Source organism: Pseudomonas sp. UBA7530 (assembly GCF_002479365.1).
Lineage (GTDB): Bacteria > Pseudomonadota > Gammaproteobacteria > Pseudomonadales > Pseudomonadaceae > Aquipseudomonas.
On sequence record NZ_DLMS01000013.1, the window covers coordinates 113,296 to 135,528 of the forward strand.

Here is a 22,233-nt window from a genome sequence, read left to right on the forward strand (position 1 = left end):
AGCTTTGAGCTGTTCTGGCAGTGGCTTCATTTTTCCGACGCCGCCTGGGGGCGTCCAACTAATAAAAACATCCGCCGGAGATAGGAAAAGCTGATGGTGTCGGGCATCGGATTTTCCGATCGCCAGGCGCCGGTTTTTCCCGTTGGACAGTGGCGGCCGTCGCGCTCGACAGTGAATTGGGTGAACGCTCCCTGGCGCCGTTCTGGCGCACCCCCGGTGTGTCCCGCACCCGGGGGCTTTTGCGTTCCTTTCGAGTCGACTCAGTACCTGGCCACCAGTCTACGGGGGAATCCCAGTGAAGACCGCACCCTGTCTGTCCGCGTTCTGCGCGTTGCTTGTCGCTTTACCCATGGCTTTACCCGTTTACGGCAGCGAACGCTGGTCGATGTCGGTGGAGCAGCCAGCCGGCAATTTCATCAGTCGCGTGGCGGTGGAGTTTGCCAGGAATGTTCGCCAGGCGACCAACGGCCAGCTGAACATTCGCGTTCACCCCAACTCCACGCTGTACCGCCGCCCTGAGGTGAAGGCAGCGGTGACCCGTGGTGATATTCAGCTTGGCGACGTGTTCATGTCTGCGCTGGGCAATGAGGATCCGATTTTCGAGCTGGACAGCCTGCCGTTTCTCGCCAGCGACTACGAGCAGGCCCGCAAGCTCTGGGCGGTAAGCCGTGAGGCGGTGGAGCGGCGCCTGCTGGCCGATGGCGTGCGCCTGGTTTACGCCGTGCCGTGGCCGGCACAGAGCCTGTTCAGCAATCGCCCGCTGCAGGCCGTCGAGGATGTTCGCGACCTGCGCTTTCGCAGCTACAACCCGACCATCTCGCGCCTGGCCCATTTGCTCCATGCCCAGCCGACGACCATCAACACCGAGGATGTGCCGCAGGCGTTTCGCGATGGCCTGGTGGATATCATGCTGACCTCCAGCGCCACGGGCATGGACCTGCGCGCCTGGGACTTCGTCTCGCACTTCTACGACGTGCGCGCCTTCATCCCGAAGAACATCGTCATCGTCAACGAGCGTGCCTTCCAGCGTCTACCCGAGGCACAGCGTCGCGCATTGCTGCATGCCGGTGAGCGTGCCGAGCGGGCAGGGTGGGAATTGTCCTGGGCATTGACCGGCTATCAGACGCGGATGCTCGCCAGGCGCGGCATGACCGTGGTGCAGGACATCGACCCGCAACTGCGTCGGGAGTTGACTGAGGTTGGGCAGCAGATCACCGAGGAATGGTTGGCGCGTGCCGGCGAGGAACACGCGCAGATCATCGCGGCGTATCTCGATGAGCAGCCACGCTAGTCATGTAAACATGAATGCCCGGCCGGCGGTATACCGGCCGGGCGCTCGTCTCACTCAGGCCAGGCGGAACTGACTGGCGCTGCGCCCCAAAGCATCGACCTGCGATGACAGCCCCTCGGTGTGATCACCCAGGGTATGGCGAAGATCCTTGCTTTGCCCGGTATGCACGTGGATGGTTTCCATCTTGTCGGCGATGTCCTCGGTGGTGGTCGAGACCTCCTCGATGGCCACCACGACCTGGTTCATTTCGCCTGTCAGTCGCTCCATCGCCGAGGTGATGGAGGTGATCGCATCGGCCACCTGAGCGGCATGTCGTTCGCTGTCGGCGGCCAGGTTCAGCCCGTTGCTCATCAACTGGTGCATGTGCCGGGTCTGCTGCTGGAACTCACCGACGATGGCGCTGATATCGGTGGTCGCCGCGACGGTCTTCTGCGCCAGGGAGCGCACCTCATCGGCGACCACCGAGAAGCCTCGACCGGCCTCGCCGGCACGGGCAGCCTCGATGGCCGCGTTGAGCGCGAGCAGGTTGGTCTGATCGGCGAGGCTGTTGATCACGTCGACGATGCCATTGACCCGTGCGCTGCTCTGGCCGAGGGCGTCGACCTGGCTATGGGTGTCCTGAATCAGCTGCGCCAGGCGACTCATGCTGTCGACGCTGGCGGCGATCACCTCGCCGCCGTTGCGCGCGGCATCGTAGGCGCTGGTGGTGGCGCTACCGACTTCGGCCGTACGTTGCGCCATGTCGTTGAGAGTGGCGCTGATCTGGTGCGAGGCCGAGGCAGCCTGCTCGGTCTGCATTTCCACCTGGGTGCTGTTGTCGCCCAACTGGCGCATGGCGTCGCCCAGGTGGTTATGCAGGCGGCTCAGTTCGCCATTGGCTCGCACCACTTCGGCAACGATGCCGCCGATGCCTTGAATCATGCGATTGGCAGCGTCGGCCAACTGGTTGAATTCGTCGCGCGGGTTGCTGCCCACCGGCAATTTGCCAGTGAGATCGCCGGAGGCGACCTGGCTGAGCAACTGAATGACGTTACGCAGCCGAGAGACCAGGGTGCGTGAGGCCTGAAGCAGGGTGAAGCAGAGCAGGGCGGCGACGGCGAGGAAGCTCAGCCCCATCATCCAAAGTGCCGACAGGCGCGCCTGTTCGGCCTCCTGCGTACGGCGCAGCAACAGGCCGCTTTGCAGCGCCTGCGCCTGCTCATCGATACGCGCCTGCAGTTGCTCGCCGAGCTGGCGCAGGTGCTGATTGGTCGCATTGATGCGCTCGATGCTGCCGTTGGCATCGGCGAAGGCCTGCGCGTAGCCCTGCACGTTCTTGCCGATCGGCGTGTCCTGCCATTCCAGGTCAGCGATCTGCTCCTGCAGCTTGCCGATGGCCGTCAGGGCGATCTGCGCGAACGCCGGGTCGAAGGTCGACAGATAGTCGCGCTGGCCGCTCAGGGCGCCGGTAATGAAGGGTTTGATCAGGTCGAAACTGATTGCCTCCAGAGCCTTGCCTTTCTCGCTCAGCACTTTGCGCTGGCCTTCAAAAGGCGTCAGCCCCAGCGCCTGGTTGAGGCTCAGCCATTGGCGCTGCTGGGCCAGCTCTTCCAGCAGCACGGACTGAATCTGCTGGGCATGCTGCAAGTTGGCGTCGTCTTCCAGCGCTTGCGCCTGTGTCAACAGTTGTCCGACGAGTTCCTGCAGTTCACCGAGGCCCTCATCGAAGGCTTGCTGCCGCTCTGGGGTGATCTGCTGGCGCAACGCGTTCTGCCGCCACCAGCGGTTCATCAGCTCGGTACTGGCGCTGGCGTAGGCGGCTGCCTGTTCCCTTGCCTGTAATGCACTGCTGACGCTATGGCTGGCCCACAGGGAGGCAATGGCCATGAGCATCAGGCTGATCAGGGTGAGCGCGATAAGGGCGCGGAATTTTTGTTGCCAGGACAGTAAAAAGCTCACGATAACGCCTCGCCATCTTCTTCAGGATGATTCTCAGGAATCGGCAAGTTGTCATACAACTTTATTAAAAGTCTATGGCCTTCTTGCTTTCCGAGAAATGCGAACGGGGCCGCGAGGGCCCCGTCATCGGTTGAGTGCTTACCAAAGCGGCAGGGTATAGCTGAGAATCAGGCGATTCTCGTCGAGATCGTTGGCGAAATTGGAGCGAACGGTGGCGTTACGCCATTTCAGCCCCAGATTCTTCAGCGGGCCGTTCTGCACCACATAGGCGATATCGGTATTGCGTTCCCATTCCTTGCCTTCACTGCTGCGGCCGGCGACTTCGACGTTGTCACCGTAGATATAGCGGGTCATGAAGGTCAGACCGGGTATGCCGATGCTGGCGAAGTTGTAGTCGTAGCGGACCTGCCAGGAGCGTTCCTCGACGTTGGCGAAGTCGTTGATCTGCACGAAGTTGACCAGGAACGGGTCGCTGCTGGCGATGTACGGGAACGGGTCGTCACCGCTCATGCGCTGGTAACCCGCGCCGAAGGCATGACCGCCCAGGCTGTAGGTGAACATGGCACCGAAGGCCTTGTTGTCGAGGTCGCGGAAGTTGCCGTCCTCGCGGCTTTGCGAATAGCGCAGGTCGCTCTTGAACGACTGGCCATCGCCCAGCGGCAATACATGCACCAGAGTGCCGTAGTACTGCTGGTAGATGTCCTCCAGGGTGCCGTAATGCAGGCCGGCGGTAAGCTGCGGAGTGATCTTGTACTCGCCGCCGCCGAACACGAAGGAGTCGCTGCTGCCGCCGATGCGGTTGCCGGTCATCTCGGTGTAGTCGGTGGAGCTGTTGGCCTTGATGCGGTTGATCTTGCCGCCCTGCAGGGTCAGGTTGTCGATCTCCTGAACGTTGAGCAGCGCGCCCTGGAAAGTCTGCGGCAGCAGGCGCGAGTCGTTGGCCGAGACGATCGGGCTGCGAAAGTGCAGGGCGCCAGCTTTCAGCGTGCTGTTGGAGACCTTCACTTTAGCGGTCAGGCCGAGCTTGGAATACTCGTCCTGCGAACCGCCGGAACGGTCGGCCGGGAGCAGGCCGCTGCCAGCGGTGCCGTCGCCGGAATCGAGTTTCAGGCCGAGCATCCCCAATGCATCGATACCGAAACCGACGGTGCCTTCGGTGTAGCCCGACTCCATGCGCAGCAGAAAGCCCTGCGCCCATTCCTCGGCCTTGTCACGGGCGCCGCTCTGGCGGAAATCACGATTGAAATAGAAGTTGCGCAGCTCGACGCTGGCTTTGCTGTCAGCGATGAAATCGGCATGCGCGAGGGTTGGCAGGCCGCCGCCGAGCAGCAGTGCGGATGCCAATGGGTAATGGGGTTTCATGGTGCAGTGTCTCCTGTTGGGAGCGCGCAGCCGACGTGAGCGGCTGCTTGGCAGAGCGCGTTTTGAATGATGTTGTTGTGGTCTGCGCAGAGCGCGGCGCCATTCTTCAAAGCGTTGTTCGGCGGCGTCCAACGAGAAAAAACAGGGGGCCAGCGATAGGAAAATTCATCGGCTGGGCGAAAAACCTCTGGCATACAACCTGCTACGCCTGAGGCAGCGTGGGCGCTGCCAATCAGCCCCTGAGAAGAACATTGCGAAGAGGCGTTGCGGCATGAACCTGAGATTTCTCGAAACCTTCGTTTGGGTGGCACGGCTCAAGAGTTTCCGCCTGACAGCCGAGAAGCTGTTCAGCACCCAGGCGTCCATTTCCAGCCGTATCGCTGCGCTCGAGGATGAACTCGGTACCCGCCTTTTCCTGCGCGACTCAAAGGGCGTATCGCTGACTCCGGAAGGGCAGAAGGTGCTCGAATATGCCGAGCGCATGATCGACACCATGCAGGCTCTGAAGCAGTCGATCAGCGACACCGGCAACATCCAGGGGCGCATACGTGTCGGCGCGATGGATACCGTCATTCACACCTGGTTGAGTCCGTTCGTAACACGGGTGATGGAGCGCTACCCCGCGGTGGAGATCGAACTGACGGCCGACACCGCGCGCAACCTCAACGAGCAATTGCTCAAGGGCTATCTGGATATCGTGTTCCAGACCGACATGGTCAACGGCGACAGCGTGCGCAATCTGGAGCTGGCTGCCTTTCCGGTGCGCTGGATCGTGCCGACCGGCTCGCTGTACCACCGCAGCTATGCCTCGATGGAGGAACTGGCCCGCGAGCGCATCATCACCTTCTCGAAGAATTCGCGACCGCATCAGGACATTCTCAACCTGCTGCATGCCGGCAGCGTCAGTGCGCCACGCATCAACTGCGTCAATTCCATCGCCGCGATGACCCGTCTTATCCGTGATGGTTTCGGCATCGGCGCGCTGCCGCCGGCGCTGGTGCATGACGAACTCAAGCAGGGGCTGCTGACCATTCTCGATGAGGTACCCGAGCCGCCGCCCTTGCCGGTAGTCGCCACCTGGCGCACGGGCGTGGGCCTGGAGCTCAGTGAAGACATCATCGCCCTGGCTTGCGAAGCACTCGATGTCTACGCCGAGGAAATGGGCGAGGCCTGCATGGCGCGAGTCGCGCCAGCGCCTGAGCAGCAGAGCGCCTGAACACCTTCATCGAACTGCTGCGGGCCCGGAAACGGTTGCCCGCTGCTGGTGCATTCGCAGCAGAAATGCCCCCTTTCATCCCATAACGATTTCCGATCATGCGCCTCCGGTTTTTCTAGTTGGACAGGGTAGGGCGATGCGCTGAGACTCGAAATCGTCTTCCAGCCGCGCCATGCGGCGCACAAAAAACAATGAACAGGAGAGCACCATGAAAAGCATCGCATCGCGTTTCGCCATGACCGCCCTGGCTTGCGCACTGGGCTTCGGCGCCCAGGCCGCCGAACGCTGGAACATGACCGCCGAGAACCCCGACGGCAATTTCATCACCACCGTGGCCAAGGAGTTCGCCCAGGATGTGGAGAAGGCCAGCAATGGCGAGCTGCAGATTCGTGTGCACGGCAACTCGGTGCTGTTCAAGCGTCCGGAGGTCAAGCGCGCCGTGCAGACCGGCCAGGTGCAGGTGGGTGACGTGCTGATGTCGGTGCTGGGCAACGAAGATCCGATCTTCGAGATCGACAGCGTGCCGTTCCTGGTGCGCAACTACGAGCAGGCCCAGGCCCTGTGGGCGGCGAGCCGCCCGGCGGTGGAAGAGCGCTTGAACAAGCAGGGCATCAAGCTGTTGTACGCCATGCCCTGGTCGCCGCAGAGCATCTTCACCAAAACACCGGTGACCAGCATGGATGACTTCAAGGGTATGAAATTCCGTGCCTACAACCCGGCCACCTCGCGCATGACCGAGCTGATGGGAGCCGTGCCGACGGTCATCCAGACCGGCGAAATCCCGCAGGCCTTCAGCACCGGCATGATCAACGGCATGCTCACGTCGCCGACCACTGGCGTGGACTCCCAGGCCTGGGATTTCTCCTCCTACTACTATGACGTCAAGGCCTTCATTCCGAAGAACTTCGTCATCGTCAACGCCCGTGCCTTCGCCCGCCTGCCTGAAGCGACCCAGACAGCGGTGCTGGAGGCGGCCAAGCGTGCCGAGGAACGTGGCTGGGCGATTGCCCAGGAGAAGACCGGTGAGCTGGTCAAGACCCTGGCCGACAATGGCATGCAGGTGGCCGAGCAGGCGCCCGCGGCGGTGGAGAGCGGCTTCGAGCAGATCGGCCAGACCATGACCGAAGAGTGGCTCAAGCGCGCCGGAGCCGATGGCAAGGCGATTCTCGATAGCTACCAGCGTTGATCCTGCCGCCCGCTGCGCTGATTGCGGCGGGCTTTTCTTGTGGCTTGCCCAGGGAGCCCGTAGTTCATGACCCCACTGCACAAGCTCTACACCCTGTCCGGATGGTTGTCCGGCGTGTTTCTCGTCCTGATCTGCCTGCTCGTCGTGGCGCAGATCGTCGCCCGCCAGCTGGGCACCATGGTGCCCGCTGCCGATGAGTTCGCCGCCTACGCGATGGCTGCGTCGGGCTTTCTCGCTTTGCCCTACGCGCTACAGCGCGGCGCGCACATCCGTGTGGAACTGATGTTGCGGCTGTTGCCTGCTGGCGGCCGGCGCGTGATCGATGTGCTGGCCACGTTGGTTGGTCTGGGTATCGCCGGCTATATGGCCTGGTACTGCGCGTTGTTCGTTCTGGAGTCCTACGAGTTCAAGGAGGTGTCTTCCGGTCTGTTGCCGATTCCCATGTGGTTACCGCAGCTGCCGATGTTGCTTGGCACGCTGATTCTGGTGGTGGCGATGGCCGAGCGCCTGGTGCTGACCTGCCAGGGCAAGCGCTTCGAAGCTGCCGAAGCCGGCACGGCGATGAGCGAGTGAGCCTGCGCGCTCGACCTTTAATTGCGGCCATCGCCGCACTGCATTCGTGAGTGAACCCGTGGACTACACAATCATTACAATCACCCTGCTGCTGGCGCTGTTCGTGCTGCTTGGCGGTGGCGTCTGGGTTGCCCTGTCGTTGCTTGGCGTCGGCATCATCGGCATGGAGCTGTTCGGTGGTGCGCCGGCCGGCTCGATTCTCGCTTCCACCAGTTGGGCTTCCAGCGCCAGCTGGACATTGACGGCACTGCCGCTGTTCATCTGGATGGGCGAGATTCTCTATCGCACCCGACTTTCCGAAGACATGTTTAACGGTCTGGCGCCCTGGATGCGTGGGCTACCGGGGCGGTTGCTGCACGTCAACGTGTTCGGCTGCGGCATGTTCGCGGCGGTCAGCGGCTCTTCCGCAGCGACGGCGGCCACCATCGGCCGTATCTCCCTGCCGGAGCTGAAGTCGCGCGGCTACCCCGAGTCCATCGCCATGGGCTCGCTGGCCGGTGCCGGCACGCTCGGCCTGCTGATCCCGCCTTCGATCATGATGATCGTCTACGGTGTGGCGGCGCAGGTCTCGATCTCGCGCCTGTTCGTCGCGGGCATCCTGCCGGGGCTGTTGCTGCTGGCCATCTTCAGCGGCTACCTGATGCTCTGGGCCGCCTGCAATCGCAGCAAGCTGCCGGAAGAGGACGAACGCCTGCCGTTCATGGACAAACTGCGTCGGGCCAAACTGCTGATTCCGGTATTGGGCCTGATCGTCGCGGTGATCGGATCGATCTACGGTGGCATCGCCACGGCCACCGAGGCGGCTGCAGTCGGCGTGGTTGGCGCGCTGCTGATCGCGCTTTGCTCAGGTGCGCTGACTCGTGAAACCTTCATGGCCAGCCTGATGGGGGCGGTGTCCACGTCGTGCATGATCTTCTTCATCCTGCTCGGTGCGGCGTACCTGACCTCGGCCATGAGTTTCACCGGCCTGCCGGCGGCGCTGGCTGACTGGATCATCGCCAAGCAGCTTTCGCCTTACCTGTTGCTGCTGGCGCTGACGCTGTTCTTCATCGCCCTGGGCTGCTTCCTTGACGGCATCTCCATCATCCTGCTCACCACTGCAGTGATTCTGCCGGCGGTGCAGGCCGCGGGGATCGACCTGCTGTGGTTCGGCATCTTCGTCATCCTGGTGGTGGAAATGGCGCAGATCACCCCGCCAGTGGGGTTCAACCTGTTCGTCATCCAGAACCTGACCGGGCGCAACCTGGGCGCCGTTGCGCGCGCCAGTTTTCCGTTCTTCCTGCTGCTGGTGCTGGCGGCAATCCTCATCACCCTGTTCCCGCAGATCGTGCTGGCGCTGCCCGAAGCCATGCGCGGCGCCTGACCGCTCGCCATGGCTCGTTCGCTCTCCGGTGGCGGGCCATGGCTTTTCTTTTTGCACCGTATCGGTGCAGCCTTGAAAGAAAATGTCGCAGCGCCGCAAGCGGCCTTCCGGTGTCCCTCGTTAAGCTCGTCGGCTATATGTGACCAGTCGGTCGCTCCCTTCGCCGGTCCGCATGCGACTCGCAAGTGTCATTGTCGCTTCATGGACTAACGTTGAACTAACACCCAGCGGCAGCGATCCAGACGTCCTGTCGAACCACCAGCCCAATGGAGCAAAACCATGGCGTTCTTTACGGCGGCCAGCAAAGCCGACTTCCAGCACCAACTGCAAGCGGCCCTGGCACAGCACGTGAGTGAGCAGGCGTTACCTCAAGTCGTCCTTTTCGCCGAACAGTTCTTCGGCATCGTCGCCCTCGAGGAGCTGACCCAGCGGCGGCTGTCCGATCTGGTCGGTTCCACCTTGTCGGCCTGGCGCATGCTGGAACAGTTCGATCACGCCAAGCCGCAGGTGCGCGCCTTCAACCCCGATTACGAGAAGCACGGCTGGCAGTCCACCCATACTGCGGTGGAAATCCTGCATGGCGACATTCCGTTCCTGGTCGACTCGGTGCGCATGGAGCTCAACCGCCACGGCTACAGCATTCACACGCTGCAGAACAGCGTATTCAGCGTGCGACGTGACCAGAACGGTCAGTTGCTGGAAATTCTGCCGCGCGGCACCCAGGGCGAGGGCGTGCTGCAGGAAGCGCTGATGTTCCTGGAGATCGACCGCTGCTCCAGCGCTGCCGAGCTGAAAACCCTGGAGAAAGCCATCCATGAGGTCTTCGGCGACGTGCGCATGAGCGTCGCCGACTTCCAGCCGATGAAGGCCAAGGCACGCGAGCTGCTGGCCTGGCTGGATCGCGCCAAGCTCAATGTGGACAAAACCGAGCTGGATGAAATCAAGGTCTACCTCAACTGGCTGCTGGACAACCACTTCACCTTCCTCGGTTACGAAGAGTTCACCGTCGCGCCGACCGCCGATGGCGGCACCATGGTCTATGACGAGAAATCCCTGCTCGGCCTGTCCAAGCGCCTGCGCACCGGATTGTCCGCCGAGGAACTGCATATCGAACCGGAAGCGGTGGCCTACCTGCGTGAACCGCAGCTGCTGTCGTTCGCCAAGGCTGCGGTGCCCAGCCGCGTGCATCGCCCGGCCTACCCGGATTTCGTCTCCATTCGCGAACTCGATGCCAAGGGCAACGTGGTCAAGGAATGCCGCTTCATGGGCTTGTACACCTCGGCGGTCTACGCCGAGAGCGTGTGGAACATCCCCTACATCCGCCGTAAGGTGGACGTGATCAAGCAGCGCTCGGGCTTCGACAGCAGTGCCCACCTCGGCAAGGAACTGGCCCAGGTGCTGGAAGTGCTGCCGCGCGACGATCTGTTCCAGACGCCAGTGGACGACCTGTTCAACACCGCCCTGGCCATCGTGCAGATCCAGGAGCGCAACAAGATCCGCGTGTTCCTGCGCCGCGACCCGTACGGCCGTTTCTGCTACTGCCTGGCCTACGTGCCGCGTGACGTGTACTCCACCGAAACGCGGATGAAGATCCAGCAGGTGCTGATGGAGCGCCTGCAGGCCACCGATTGCGAGTTCTGGACCTTCTTCTCCGAGTCGGTGCTGGCGCGGGTGCAGTTCATCCTGCGCGTCGACCCGAAGAACAAGACCCAGATCGACCCGGTGCGTCTGGAGAAGGAAGTCGTTCAGGCCTGCCGTTCGTGGAAAGACGACTACGCCGGCCTGATGGTGGAAAGCCTCGGCGAAGCCCAGGGCACCAGTGTATTGGCCGATTTCCCCGGCGGCTTCCCGGCCGGCTATCGCGAGCGTTTCGCCCCGCATTCGGCCGTGGTGGACATGCAGCACCTGCTCAGCCTGAGCAACGACAAGCCGCTGGTGATGAGCTTTTACCAGCCGCTGGCGCAGGGCGACCAGCAACTGCACTGCAAGCTGTATCACGCCGACACGCCGCTGCCGCTCTCCGACGTGCTGCCGATTCTGGAGAACCTCGGCCTGCGTGTGCTCGGCGAGTTCCCCTACAAGCTGCGCCGCGCCGATGGACGCGAGTTCTGGATTCATGACTTCGCCTTCACCTACGCCGAAGGCCTCGACGTCGACATCCAGCAGCTCAACGACACCCTGCAGGACGCCTTCATCCATATCGTCGGCGGCGATGCCGAGAACGATGCGTTCAACCGCCTGGTGCTCACCGCCGCCATGCCCTGGCGCGAGGTGGCGCTGCTGCGCGCCTATGCCCGCTATCTCAAGCAGATTCGCCTGGGCTTCGATCTGAGCTACATCGCCTCGACCCTGATCAACCACGCCGATATCGCCAAGGAGCTGGTGCGTCTGTTCCGCACCCGTTTCTACCTCGCGCGCAAGCTCACCGCCGAGGACCTGGAAGACAAACAGCAGAAGCTCGAGCAGGCCATCCTGGCTGCGCTGGACAACGTCGCCGTGCTCAACGAAGACCGCATCCTGCGTCGCTACCTGGACCTGATCAAGGCGACCCTGCGCACCAACTTCTTCCAGGCCGATGCCAGTGGCGCGGCCAAGTCCTATTTCAGCTTCAAGCTCAGCCCGCGCCTGATTCCGGAAATCCCGCGGCCGGTGCCGAAGTTCGAGATTTTCGTCTACAGCCCGCGCGTCGAGGGTGTGCACCTGCGTTTCGGCGACGTTGCTCGCGGCGGCCTGCGCTGGTCGGACCGCGAAGAGGACTTCCGTACCGAAGTACTCGGCCTGGTCAAGGCGCAGCAGGTGAAGAACGCGGTGATCGTACCCATGGGCGCCAAGGGCGGCTTCGTGCCGCGCCGTATGCCGGTCGGCGGTTCGCGTGACGAGGTGATGGCCGAGGGCATCGCCTGCTACCGCATCTTCATCAGCGGCCTGCTGGACATCACCGACAATCTCAAGGAAGGCGAAGTGGTGCCGCCGCAGAATGTGGTGCGTCACGACGCTGACGACCCCTACCTGGTGGTGGCGGCGGACAAGGGCACCGCGACCTTCTCCGACATTGCCAACGGCATCGCTGCCGAGTACGGCTTCTGGCTGGGCGACGCGTTTGCCTCAGGCGGCTCGGCCGGTTACGACCACAAGGGCATGGGCATCACCGCCAAGGGCGGTTGGGTTTCGGTGCAGCGTCACTTCCGCGAGCGCGGCATCGACGTGCAGAAGGACAACGTCACCGTGATCGGCATCGGCGACATGGCCGGCGACGTGTTCGGTAACGGCCTGTTGCTGTCGCAAAGCCTCCAGCTGGTGGCGGCGTTCAACCACCTGCACATCTTCATCGACCCGAACCCGGACGCAGCTAAAAGCTTCGCCGAGCGCAAGCGCCTGTTCGAGCTGCCGCGTTCGAGCTGGGCCGACTACGACAGCAAGCTGATCTCCGAAGGCGGCGGCATCTTCCTGCGCAGCGCCAAGAGCATCGCCATCACCCCGCAGATGAAGGCGCGCTTCGACATCACGGCCGACAAGCTGGCGCCCACCGAGCTGCTCAACGCGCTGCTCAAGGCACCGGTCGACCTGCTGTGGAACGGCGGTATCGGCACCTACGTCAAATCCAGCAAGGAAAGCCACGCCGACGTCGGCGACAAGGCCAACGATGCGCTGCGCGTGGACGGTCGCGAACTGCGTGCCAAGGTGGTGGGCGAGGGCGGCAATCTGGGCATGACCCAGCTCGGCCGCGTCGAGTTCGGCCTGCATGGCGGCGCCAGCAACACCGACTTCATCGACAATGCCGGCGGCGTGGACTGCTCCGACCATGAAGTGAACATCAAGATCCTGCTGGGTGAGATCGTTTCGGGCGGCGACATGACCGAGAAGCAGCGCAACAAGCTGCTGGCCGAGATGACCGATGATGTGTCCGAGCTGGTGCTGGGCAACAACTACAAGCAGACCCAGGCGCTGTCACTGGCCGAGCGTCGCGCCCGCGAGCGCGTCGGCGAGTACAAGCGCCTGATGAATGCGCTGGAAAGCGCCGGCAAGCTCGACCGCGCCCTGGAGTTCCTGCCCTCGGACGAGGAGCTGAACGAGCGCGCCACCAATGGCCAGGGCCTGACCCGTCCGGAGCTATCGGTGCTGATCTCCTACAGCAAGATCGACCTCAAGGAATCCTTGCTCAAGTCCCTGGTGCCGGACGACGACTACCTGGCGCGCGAGATGGAGACCGCCTTCCCGGAAATCCTCACCGAGAAATTCGGCGACGCCATGCGCCGTCATCGCCTCAAGCGCGAGATCGTCAGCACGCAGATCGCCAACGATCTGGTCAACCACATGGGCATCACCTTCGTGCAGCGCCTGAAGGAGTCCACCGGCATGAGCGCGGCCAACGTCGCTGGCGCCTACGTCATCGTGCGTGACCTGTTCCGCCTGCCGCACTGGTGGGCACAGATCGAGGCGCTGGACTACAAGGTGCCGGCCGAGCTGCAGCTGCAACTGATGGACGAGCTGATGCGCCTAGGCCGCCGCGCGACGCGCTGGTTCCTGCGCAGCCGCCGTAACGAGCTGGACGCGGCCCGCGATGTGGCGCACTTCGCACCGCGTATCGAAGCGCTGGTCGGTCGTCTGGACGAACTGCTCGAAGGCCCGGCCCGTGAGCAGTGGCTGGCGCGCTACCAGAGCTTCGTCGAGGCCGGCACGCCGGATGAGCTGGCGCGCTTGGTCGCCGGCACCAGCCACCTGTATACGCTGCTGCCGATCATTGAAGCGGCGGATGTCACCGGCAAGGACACCAGTGAAGTGGCGACGGCGTACTTCGCCGTTGGCGGTGCGCTGGAGCTGTCCTGGTACCTGCAGCAGATCACCAATCTGCCGGTGGAGAACAACTGGCAGGCCCTGGCTCGCGAAGCCTTCCGTGACGATCTGGACTGGCAGCAGCGAGCGATCACCGTGTCGGTGCTGCAGATGGCCGAGGGGCCGCAGGAGATCGAGGCGCGCGTTGCCCTGTGGCTCGATCAGCATCAACGCCTGGTCGACCGCTGGAAGGCGATGCTGGCCGAGCTGCGCTCGGCAACCGGCACCGACTACGCCATGTATGCGGTTGCCAACCGTGAGTTGATGGACCTGGCGCAAAGCGCCTGAGGCGTCCGCTGAAATGAAAGAGCCCCGCCAAGTGCGGGGCTTCTTTTTGTGGGGGAGAAAGCTGTGGTCCGCTGACGCTAAGGGCGGGTTTGTAGCCGCAGCCTTGTGGGAACAGGCGGCGAGGGCGGGCTCTGTGGGAGCGGACTTGTCCGCGAACAGGGTGCAGAAGAAATATCGCGGCCGAGGCCGCTCCCACAGTTTCGTAGCCGGATTAATCCGGGGATTTCCGACCGTTGCCCCGGATTGCATCCGTGCTATCCGCTTCCTTCAGTTTGGGGATGAGCTTGTCGTGCGCTGAATGTGAGGGCGGGTTTGTAGCTGCAGCCTGTGGAACAGGTTGCGAGGACGGGCTCTGTGGGAGCGGACTTGTCCGCGAACGGGGTGCAGAAGAAACATCGCGGCCAAGGCCGCTCCCACAGTTTCGTAGCCGGATCCATCCGGGGATTTCCGACCATTGCCCCGGATTGCATCCGTGCTACCCGCTTCTTTCAGTTTTGGGATGAGCCTGTCGTGCGCTGAATGTGAGGGCGGGTTTGTAGCTGCAGCCTTGTGGAACAGGTTGCGAGGACGGGCTCTGTGGGAGCGGACTTGTCCGCGAACGGGGGTGAAGAAAACATCGCGGCCAAGGCCGCTCCCACAGTTTCGTAGCCGGATCCATCCGGGGTCAGGCTCAAGACCGCCCCCGGATTTCATCCGGGCTACGCACCCAAGCTCAACGCAGCATCTGCTCGACCAGGCGTTTCTCCTCGGCGAGTTCGCGTTGCCGCGCATCGATGCGCGAGGCCAGCTGGAAGTTGTTGCTGGCGCGGCGCTTGGCGAAGTCGAGTTGCTCGATGGCCTGGTTGTAATCGCCGACCAGGGCGAAGAACTCCGCGCGTGCCTGGTGCAGGCCGATGGTGTTGCCGCTCAGGCCGCGTACCTCGGCGACCTGATACCAGATGTCCGGGTCCTTGGTGCGGCTCTTGAGCAGATCGTCCAGGGCGCGTTCGGCGTCGGCGATGCGCCGTTGCTTGAGCAGCAGGTCGATTTGCGTCTGCTGCAGCGGGTAGTTGCTCGGGTAGAGGGCGAGCAGGCGTTTTTGCCGGCGCTCGGCGGCATCCAGGCGATTGGCCGCCATGTCCAGCTCGATCTGCGCCAGGTTGTAGGTGATGTCGTCCGGGGCCTTGCTCAGCAGCGGTGCCAGGGTTTCGCCGGCCTCGGCGAGCTGGCCGGTTTTCATCTGCGCCAGTACCAGACCGTAGCGAGCGGCATCGAGGCCGGGGTTCTCGTCGAGCATGGCGCGAAAGCGCTTGGCGGCGACGCCCGGGGTTTCCTCGTAGGTCAGTTGTACGCGGGCGCGCATCAGCTGGTAGCGCAGGCTGTCTTCACGCCCCTGGGCCGGGTACTGTTCGGCACGGTTGCGGGTATCGGCGATGCGCGACTCCGACACCGGGTGAGTCAGCAGAAATTCCGGCGGCTTGGCGTCGTAGCGGTATTGACGCATCAGCCGTTCGAACATCATCGGCATGGCACGCGGGTCGTAACCGGCTTTTTCCAGGTTGACCAGGCCGATGCGGTCGGCCTCCTGCTCGTTCTGTCGGGAGAAGCGCCGTTGCTCCTGGATGGCCGCGGCCTGGGTCGACATGATGGTGGCGATACCGGCGTCACCCGCACCTGCCGCCGCGGCGACGATGCCCGCGAGCATCGCGGCCATCAGCGGCAACTGCATGCGTTGCTGGGCCTCGACGCCACGGGCGAAGTGGCGTTGCGACAAGTGCGCCAGTTCGTGCGCCATCACCGAGGCGTACTCGGCTTCGGTCTGCGCATAAAGGAACAGGCCGCCGTTGACCCCGACGATCCCGCCGGGTGCGGCAAAGGCGTTCAACTGGGGGCTGTTGAGCAGCACGAACTCCAGGCGGCGGTCCTGCAACTGGCTGGTTTCCGACAGGCGATAGACGCTGGACTCGACGAAGTCCTTGAGTTGTGGGTCGTCCAGTTGCGAAACCTGACCACGCAGCAGGCCGAGCCAGGCGCGGCCTAGCTGGTGTTCTTGCTGCGGCGAGACGATCGAGGAGCTGGCGTCGCCAAGCGACGGCAGATCACTGGCGCCCGTATGGGCGGCGAACAGGCAGGCCAGCGTCAGCAGGGTGGGGCGCAGAAAAGTCATGCACTCAGGGCTCTCGAGACAAAGTCGTTACTGTAGCCGGCCAGCTACCGCGCTGGCCAGGGTTGCGGCGCCTTGGTTATCCTAGCCGGCCGATCAGGAGTAGATGATGACAGACGTACCGGCCTTCGATGCCGAACTCGATGCCTGCGGGCTGAACTGCCCGCTGCCTTTGCTCAAAGCCAAGCTCGAGCTCAATCGCCTGGCCAGCGGCGCCGTACTCAAGGTCAGCGCCACCGATGCCGGCTCGCAGCGTGATTTTCGCGCCTTCGCCAGTCTCGCCGGGCATGCGCTGCTGCATGAAGAGGTCGAGGCGGGTATTTATCGTTACTGGTTGCGTAAGGCCTGACCCGCGCTCGGTGCAGCAGGCTAGAAGATAGCGAGCGCTCTTTTGCAGATTTAAGGATTGTTGATGGTCAAGGTTATTCGCGACTGGTTGTACCGCTACTTCTCCGATGAGCAGGCCGTGGTGCTGGCGGTGCTACTGGTGTTGGGCTTTGCGGTGGTGCTGACGCTGGGCGGCATGCTCGCGCCAGTGCTGACCGGCCTGGTGCTGGCTTTCCTCATGCAGGGTCTGGTCAACGGCCTGGAACGTCTCAAGGTGCCGCAGGTGCTGGCGGTCTGGCTGGTGTTCACCCTGTTCATGGGCGGTCTGGCGGTGTTCTTGCTGGTGCTGATGCCGCTGCTGTGGCAGCAATTGAGCACGCTGTTCAATGAACTGCCGCGCATGGCCGCCGAATGGCAGGCGGTATTCCTGCTGCTGCCGGAGCGTTACCCGAACCTGATCACTGATGCGCAAGTTGTGCAACTGATCGACAGCACGCGTGGTGAAGCCGGCAAGTTTGGCCAGTGGGCGCTGTCGTTCTCCCTGTCCAGCCTGCCGGTGCTGGTCAGCGTGATGATCTATCTGGTGCTGGTGCCGATTCTGGTGTTCTTCTTCCTCAAGGACCGCGAGCAGATCGGCCAGTGGTTCCGCGGCTACCTGCCGCGCGAGCGTGCGCTGATCACTCAGGTGGCGCAGGAGATGAACCAGCAGATCGCCAACTACATCCGCGGCAAGTTCATCGAGATCATCATCTGTGGCGTGGTCACCTACATCGCTTTCGCCTACCTGGGGCTCAACTATGCGGCGCTGTTGGCCTTGCTGGTCGGGCTGTCGGTGGTGGTGCCTTATATCGGCGCTGTGGTGGTGACGGTGCCGGTGGCGCTGATCGGCCTGTTCCAATGGGGCTGGAGCGACCAGTTTCTCTACCTGATGGTGGTCTACGGCATCATCCAGGCGCTCGACGGCAACGTACTGGTGCCGCTGCTGTTCTCCGAGGCCGTCAACCTGCATCCGGTGGCGATCATCTGCGCGGTGCTGCTGTTCGGCGGGCTGTGGGGCTTCTGGGGCGTATTCTTCGCCATTCCGCTGGCGACCCTGTTCAAGGCCGTGATCAACGCCTGGCCGCGTACCGAGCTGGTGGCTGTCGAGTAAAGGGGCAATACGCAGATAGAAAGAAGGCCGCAATAGCGGCCTTTTTTCGATAGCGGCGAGGGTCAGGCCTTGTTCAGGGCCTCGGCCGCTGCCAGCACCTTGTCGACATGGCCGGCGACCTTGAGGTTGCGCCACTCCTGACGCAGCACGCCGTCCTTGTCGATGAGGAAGGTGCTGCGCACGATGCCCATGTATTCCTTGCCGTAGTTCTTCTTCAACTGATACACGCCAAACAGGTCGCACAGCTGGTGCTCCTCGTCGCTGATCAGCTCGAAGGGGAAGGCCTGCTTACACTTGAAGCTCTCGTGCTTCTTCAGGCTATCCATCGACACGCCGAAGATCAGCGTGTTGGCTGCCTTGAACTGCTCGAAGCGGGCACTGAAGTCCATCCCTTCGGTGGTGCAGCCTGGGGTGGCGTCCTTCGGGTAGAAATACAGCACGACCTGTTGGCCCTTGAGGTCGGACAGCTTGACCTGCTGGCCGCTGGTGGCCTCGGCCTGGAAGTCGGCAACGGGTTTGTCGAGTTCAACGGACATGGAAGCTCCTTCATTCATACGTCAACGGCGATCTCGCGAGCCAGAGCCATGCAATATCGACGGCGGCCCCGAAGCCGGTGAGGGCCACTCGGCGTCACGCTCGACTCTGCGAGTTGTAATGAGCACGCCGAGCCTGTTGCTAACGCAGCAGGGCCGGCGCGCAGCAGGGCGTCAGGGATTCTGCGGGCGCCAGGGTTCGATCAGTGCATCCAGGTTCAGCGCGTCGGCGAAGTCGAGGAACTGATCTCGCAGCCAACTGATCTGCGTGCCGGCCGGCAGCGTCACGGTCAGGGTGGCGTTGAGCATGGTGCCGCCGGTCTGTGGCGCCTGGTAAGTGTCGCAGGTCAGGCTTTCCAGCTCGACGCGGTGATCGATGAAGAACTGGCACAACTCGTTGAGAATGTCCGGGCGGTACACGGCGCTGACGTAGGCCACATAAGGCAGCGCCTGCGGGCGCACTTCAGCGGCGGCGCTGCGAACCAGGTCCACGGTGAAGTCATGCTTCTTGGCCAGTAGCGGCAGGCTCGACTCCAGGCGCGCCAGTGCATCCCAGCTGCCCGACACCTGCAGCACCAGGGCGCTGAATTCACCGTGACGGCTCAGACGGGTGCCGATCACCGCGCAACGGTTCTCGTGGCTGGTGCGGCTGAGCAGATTGGTCAGGGCCATGGCATCGCGGCCGAGAGCACTGATGACGAGGAATTGTTCGCGAACGGGGGGGGTGGACATGCAGCCTTCCTAAAGCGATGAACGATCCGCGCACGAGTAGCCGCAGATCAAAGGCAGCAGGTTAGCGAAAAGCGTCGCCAAGGGGAATGGCACCGCCATGTCCATCGGACGACGGCCAGCATCTATAAGGCCTGTCCGTTGCTTGTGCCGGACTGGTGGCCCCAGTACCATTACGGCTCAATTTTTCCGGCAGGAGCGGTTGCATGATTGCGGGCAGTATGGTGGCACTGGTCACGCCCATGGATGCGCAGGGTGGTCTGGATTGGGAGGCCCTGAGCAAATTGGTGGATTTCCACCTTCAGGAGGGCACCAATGCCATCGTCGCGGTCGGCACCACTGGTGAGTCCGCCACGCTGGACGTGGGTGAACACATCGACGTGATCAAGCGCGTGGTCAAGCAGGTCGCCGGTCGTGTCCCGGTGATCGCCGGTACCGGCGGCAATTCCACCCGCGAGTCGGTCGAGCTGACCCGTGCCGCCCAGGAAGTCGGCGCCGACGCGGCCCTGCTGGTCACCCCGTACTACAACAAGCCGACTCAGGAAGGCCTGTACCTGCACTTCCGCCATATCGCCGAAGCCGTATCCATCCCGCAGATCCTCTACAACGTGCCGGGTCGCACCGTGTGCGACATGCTGCCGGAGACCGTCGAGCGCCTGTCGAAGATCGACAACATCATCGGCATCAAGGAAGCCACCGGCGATCTGCAACGCGCCCAGGATGTACTGGATCGCGTCAGCAAGGATTTCCTCGTCTACTCCGGTGACGACGCCACCGCTGTCGAGCTGATGCTGCTGGGCGGCAAGGGCAACATCTCGGTTACCGCCAACGTTGCGCCGCGCGCCATGAGCGACCTGTGCGCGGCTGCCATGCGTGGCGAGGCGGCCATCGCCCGCGCCATCAATGACCGTCTGATGCCGCTGCACAAGGCGCTATTCCTCGAATCCAACCCGATTCCGGTGAAATGGGCGCTGCACGAAATGGGCTTGATGGGCGACGGTATTCGCCTGCCGCTGACCTGGCTCAGCCCGCGCTGTCACGAACCGCTGCGCCAGGCCATGCGCCAGTGCGGTGTATTGGCTTAACTCAAGGATTCTACGCATGAAGCGACTGGCCGGATTCTCCGCCCTTGCTCTGATCGTCTCCAGCACCAGCGGTTGCGGCTGGCTCTGGGGTGAAAATGGCTACTTCCGTGATCGCGGCAGCGACTACCTGGAAGCGCGCCAGACTGCACCGATGCAATTGCCGGCCGACGTCCAGGCCAAGCGCCTCGATCCGCTGCTGCCAGTGCCTGCCCAGGTTGCCAGCAGCACCGAAACCTCCGGCAAGTTCGACGTACCACGCCCGCAAGGCCTGCAGGTACGTGCCGACGAGCGCGAGTTCAGCCTGCAGCGCAGCGGCGACTCGCGTTGGGTGGTGGCCCAGCGTGTGCCGGCCGAAGTCTGGCCGCTGGCGCGTCAGTTCTTCGAAGACAACGGCTTCCGCATCGCCAACGAGCGCCCGCAGGTCGGTGAGTTCACCACCTCCTGGCAGCGTTTCGACGAACTCGCCACTGGCATGGCCAGCCGCCTGAGCAGCCGCGTTTCCGGTGTTGCGCCGGATGCGGAAACCCGCGTGCGGGTACGCATCGAGCCGGGCGTGCAACGCAATACCAGCGAAGTCTTCGTCACCAGCGCCGAGCGTCCTGCTGGCAGCACGGCCGATGTCGATTTCGCATCGCGTAGCGGCAATGCCAGCCTCGAAGCGGCACTGCTCGACGAAATGCTGGTGAGCATGGCCCGTGGCGTGGAGCAGGGCGGTTCCGTATCGCTGCTCGCCGCGCGCGACTTCGATGCACCCAGCCGCGTCAGTCTGAGCGAAGACGGTAACGGCAACCCGGTTCTCAACCTGGGCGCCGATTTCGATCGCGCCTGGTCCGGTGTCGGTCGCTCGCTGGAGCTTGGCGACGTACGCGTCGACGACCTCAACCGCAGCCTCGGCCTGTACTACATCAACATGGCCGAAGGCGCCCAGGTCAACGAGGAGAAGCCCGGCTTCTTCGGTCGCCTGTTCGGCAGCGCGCCGAGCAAGGAAGAGATCGAAGCCCGCGCCGAGCGCTATCAGGTGCGCCTGACTCCGGTAGGTGATGGCGTCCAGGTCACTGTGGAAAAAGATCTCAACACCATTGCCCCGGCCGATGTATCGCGCCGCGTGCTGAGCCTGATTCAGGATAATCTTGGCTGATCGGGTGCAACGCGCCTCCAGCCGTTAATCGATGGGCGAAACCCTACAAGGTTTCGCCTGTTTTGTTTGCCAGAAACGGAAATGCCGACATGAGCACACCCACCACCCTGAGCCTGAAGAAGATCTACTCGGGCAAGGTCCGCGACCTCTACGAAATCGACGACAAGCGCATGCTGATGGTGGCCACCGATCGTCTGTCGGCATTCGACGTCATCCTCGAACAGCCGATCCCGGAGAAGGGCAAGATCCTCACCGCGATTTCCAACTTCTGGTTCGACAAGCTGGCTGACGTGGTGCCCAACCACTTCACCGGTGACAAGGTCGAAGACGTCGTATCAGCTGCCGAGCTGCCACTGGTCGAAGGCCGCGCGGTCGTCGCCAAGCGCCTTAAACCCGTCGCCGTGGAGGCCATCGTGCGTGGCTACATCGTCGGTTCCGGTTGGAAGGAATACCAGAAGAGCGGCACCGTCTGCGGCATCGTGCTGCCGGCTGGCCTGAAGGAAGCGGCCAAGCTGCCGCAACCGATCTTCACCCCCTCGACCAAGGCCGCCGTGGGCGACCATGACGAGAACATCAGCTTCGAACAGTGCGAAGCCATCATCGGCGCCGAACTGGCCGCCAAGGTGCGTGACACGGCGATCAAGCTGTACACCACGGCAGTGGAATACGCCGCTACCCGCGGCATCATCATCGCCGATACCAAGTTCGAATTCGGCCTGGACGAAGACGGCACCCTGACCCTGATGGACGAAGTGCTGACCCCGGATTCCAGCCGCTTCTGGCCGGCTGACAGCTATGCCGAAGGCAGCAACCCGCCGAGCTTCGACAAGCAGTTCGTGCGCGACTGGCTGGAGTCCACCGGCTGGAACAAGCAGGCCCCGGCCCCGGCCGTACCGGCAGACGTGGCGCAGAAAACCGCTGACAAGTACCGCGAAGCGCTGACTCGCCTGACGGCCTGAGGCTGAAGCCATCAACTGAAAAGGCCGAGCACTGCTCGGTTTTTTCACAAGCGCCTGATAGAACAAGAAAAATTTTAAAAATAAGCTTCGCCAAAGCGTAATCAGCTGTTATCATGCGC

General features: G+C 63.0%; 16 protein-coding genes. 11 read left to right on the forward strand and 5 right to left on the reverse strand.

All coding sequences use genetic code 11. The features are described 5' to 3' along the window. Nucleotides 1-349 precede the first annotated feature (349 nt). Nucleotides 350-1,291 (forward strand): TRAP transporter substrate-binding protein, encoded by a 942-nt coding sequence (locus B2U07_RS21050; protein ID WP_275546233.1) that lies wholly within the window; start codon nt 350-352, stop codon nt 1,289-1,291. Nucleotides 1,292-1,345: 54 nt separating this feature from the next. On the opposite strand, the gene B2U07_RS21055 is transcribed toward B2U07_RS21050, so the two are convergent. Further along, nucleotides 1,346-3,229: a methyl-accepting chemotaxis protein gene (locus tag B2U07_RS21055; protein WP_275546232.1), complete on the reverse strand. Its 1,884-nt coding sequence runs from the start codon at nt 3,227-3,229 to the stop codon at nt 1,346-1,348. Nucleotides 3,230-3,367: 138 nt separating this feature from the next. Then, complete coding sequence (locus B2U07_RS21060; protein ID WP_275546231.1) at nt 3,368-4,591, reverse strand: OprD family porin; 1,224 nt, start codon at nt 4,589-4,591, stop codon at nt 3,368-3,370. A gap of 271 nt (nt 4,592-4,862) precedes the next feature. Between B2U07_RS21060 and B2U07_RS21065 the strand changes: the two genes are divergently transcribed. From B2U07_RS21065 to B2U07_RS21085, 5 genes are all read left to right on the forward strand, one after another. Beyond that, on the forward strand, nt 4,863-5,807 hold the full coding sequence (locus B2U07_RS21065) for a LysR family transcriptional regulator (RefSeq protein WP_197857949.1): 945 nt from the start codon (nt 4,863-4,865) through the stop codon (nt 5,805-5,807). 208 nt (nt 5,808-6,015) lie between these two features. Continuing rightward, nucleotides 6,016-6,993 (forward strand): TRAP transporter substrate-binding protein, encoded by a 978-nt coding sequence (locus tag B2U07_RS21070; protein ID WP_275546230.1) that lies wholly within the window; start codon nt 6,016-6,018, stop codon nt 6,991-6,993. Nucleotides 6,994-7,059: 66 nt separating this feature from the next. Next, nucleotides 7,060-7,566, forward strand: a complete 507-nt coding sequence (locus tag B2U07_RS21075; RefSeq protein ID WP_197857951.1) for a TRAP transporter small permease — start codon at nt 7,060-7,062, stop codon at nt 7,564-7,566. A 58-nt stretch (nt 7,567-7,624) separates the two neighbouring features. Beyond that, a complete protein-coding gene (locus tag B2U07_RS21080; protein ID WP_275546229.1) occupies nt 7,625-8,929 on the forward strand; it encodes a TRAP transporter large permease in 1,305 nt (434 codons plus the stop codon). 279 nt (nt 8,930-9,208) lie between these two features. Beyond that, nucleotides 9,209-14,050: an NAD-glutamate dehydrogenase gene (locus B2U07_RS21085; protein ID WP_275546228.1), complete on the forward strand. Its 4,842-nt coding sequence runs from the start codon at nt 9,209-9,211 to the stop codon at nt 14,048-14,050. 712 nt (nt 14,051-14,762) lie between these two features. On the opposite strand, the gene B2U07_RS21090 is transcribed toward B2U07_RS21085, so the two are convergent. Next, nucleotides 14,763-16,196, reverse strand: a complete 1,434-nt coding sequence (locus tag B2U07_RS21090) for a M48 family metalloprotease (protein WP_197857954.1) — start codon at nt 16,194-16,196, stop codon at nt 14,763-14,765. A 106-nt stretch (nt 16,197-16,302) separates the two neighbouring features. Here B2U07_RS21090 and B2U07_RS21095 point away from each other — a divergent pair, with 106 nt between their 5' ends. Next, on the forward strand, nt 16,303-16,542 hold the full coding sequence (locus B2U07_RS21095; RefSeq protein WP_074681423.1) for a sulfurtransferase TusA family protein: 240 nt from the start codon (nt 16,303-16,305) through the stop codon (nt 16,540-16,542). A gap of 63 nt (nt 16,543-16,605) precedes the next feature. Continuing rightward, nucleotides 16,606-17,670, forward strand: a complete 1,065-nt coding sequence (locus B2U07_RS21100) for an AI-2E family transporter (protein WP_197857955.1) — start codon at nt 16,606-16,608, stop codon at nt 17,668-17,670. Nucleotides 17,671-17,732: 62 nt separating this feature from the next. Here B2U07_RS21100 and B2U07_RS21105 read toward each other — a convergent pair whose 3' ends face one another. Continuing rightward, the gene (locus B2U07_RS21105) at nt 17,733-18,206 is read right to left on the reverse strand and encodes a peroxiredoxin (protein WP_197857956.1); all 474 of its coding nucleotides are present in this window, start codon (nt 18,204-18,206) and stop codon (nt 17,733-17,735) included. A 171-nt stretch (nt 18,207-18,377) separates the two neighbouring features. Next, complete coding sequence (locus B2U07_RS21110) at nt 18,378-18,935, reverse strand: glycine cleavage system protein R (RefSeq protein ID WP_275546227.1); 558 nt, start codon at nt 18,933-18,935, stop codon at nt 18,378-18,380. Between the two features lie 203 nt (nt 18,936-19,138). Here B2U07_RS21110 and dapA point away from each other — a divergent pair, with 203 nt between their 5' ends. The 3 genes from dapA (at nt 19,139) to B2U07_RS21125 (ending at nt 22,114) form a co-directional block, all read left to right on the forward strand. Continuing rightward, on the forward strand, nt 19,139-20,017 hold the full coding sequence (gene dapA, locus B2U07_RS21115; protein ID WP_275546226.1) for a 4-hydroxy-tetrahydrodipicolinate synthase: 879 nt from the start codon (nt 19,139-19,141) through the stop codon (nt 20,015-20,017). A gap of 16 nt (nt 20,018-20,033) precedes the next feature. Continuing rightward, complete coding sequence (gene bamC, locus B2U07_RS21120) at nt 20,034-21,155, forward strand: outer membrane protein assembly factor BamC (protein ID WP_275546225.1); 1,122 nt, start codon at nt 20,034-20,036, stop codon at nt 21,153-21,155. 89 nt (nt 21,156-21,244) lie between these two features. Next, nucleotides 21,245-22,114 (forward strand): phosphoribosylaminoimidazolesuccinocarboxamide synthase, encoded by an 870-nt coding sequence (locus tag B2U07_RS21125; RefSeq protein ID WP_275546224.1) that lies wholly within the window; start codon nt 21,245-21,247, stop codon nt 22,112-22,114. Nucleotides 22,115-22,233 lie beyond the last annotated feature (119 nt).

Excerpts from the sequence above, each read along its gene's own strand:
- B2U07_RS21050 (WP_275546233.1), top strand. The coding sequence starts at position 350 with ATGGCTTTACCCGTTTACGGCAGCGAACGCTGGTCGATGTCGGTGGAG.
- B2U07_RS21060 (WP_275546231.1), bottom strand. The coding sequence starts at position 4,591 with ATGAAACCCCATTACCCATTGGCATCCGCACTGCTGCTCGGCGGCGGC.
- B2U07_RS21065 (WP_197857949.1), top strand. The coding sequence starts at position 4,863 with ATGAACCTGAGATTTCTCGAAACCTTCGTTTGGGTGGCACGGCTCAAG.
- B2U07_RS21070 (WP_275546230.1), top strand. The coding sequence starts at position 6,016 with ATGAAAAGCATCGCATCGCGTTTCGCCATGACCGCCCTGGCTTGCGCA.
- B2U07_RS21075 (WP_197857951.1), top strand. The coding sequence starts at position 7,060 with ATGACCCCACTGCACAAGCTCTACACCCTGTCCGGATGGTTGTCCGGC.
- B2U07_RS21085 (WP_275546228.1), top strand. The coding sequence starts at position 9,209 with ATGGCGTTCTTTACGGCGGCCAGCAAAGCCGACTTCCAGCACCAACTG.
- B2U07_RS21090 (WP_197857954.1), bottom strand. The coding sequence starts at position 16,196 with ATGACTTTTCTGCGCCCCACCCTGCTGACGCTGGCCTGCCTGTTCGCC.
- B2U07_RS21095 (WP_074681423.1), top strand. The coding sequence starts at position 16,303 with ATGACAGACGTACCGGCCTTCGATGCCGAACTCGATGCCTGCGGGCTG.
- B2U07_RS21100 (WP_197857955.1), top strand. The coding sequence starts at position 16,606 with ATGGTCAAGGTTATTCGCGACTGGTTGTACCGCTACTTCTCCGATGAG.
- B2U07_RS21105 (WP_197857956.1), bottom strand. The coding sequence starts at position 18,206 with ATGTCCGTTGAACTCGACAAACCCGTTGCCGACTTCCAGGCCGAGGCC.
- B2U07_RS21110 (WP_275546227.1), bottom strand. The coding sequence starts at position 18,935 with ATGTCCACCCCCCCCGTTCGCGAACAATTCCTCGTCATCAGTGCTCTC.
- dapA (WP_275546226.1), top strand. The coding sequence starts at position 19,139 with ATGATTGCGGGCAGTATGGTGGCACTGGTCACGCCCATGGATGCGCAG.
- bamC (WP_275546225.1), top strand. The coding sequence starts at position 20,034 with ATGAAGCGACTGGCCGGATTCTCCGCCCTTGCTCTGATCGTCTCCAGC.
- B2U07_RS21125 (WP_275546224.1), top strand. The coding sequence starts at position 21,245 with ATGAGCACACCCACCACCCTGAGCCTGAAGAAGATCTACTCGGGCAAG.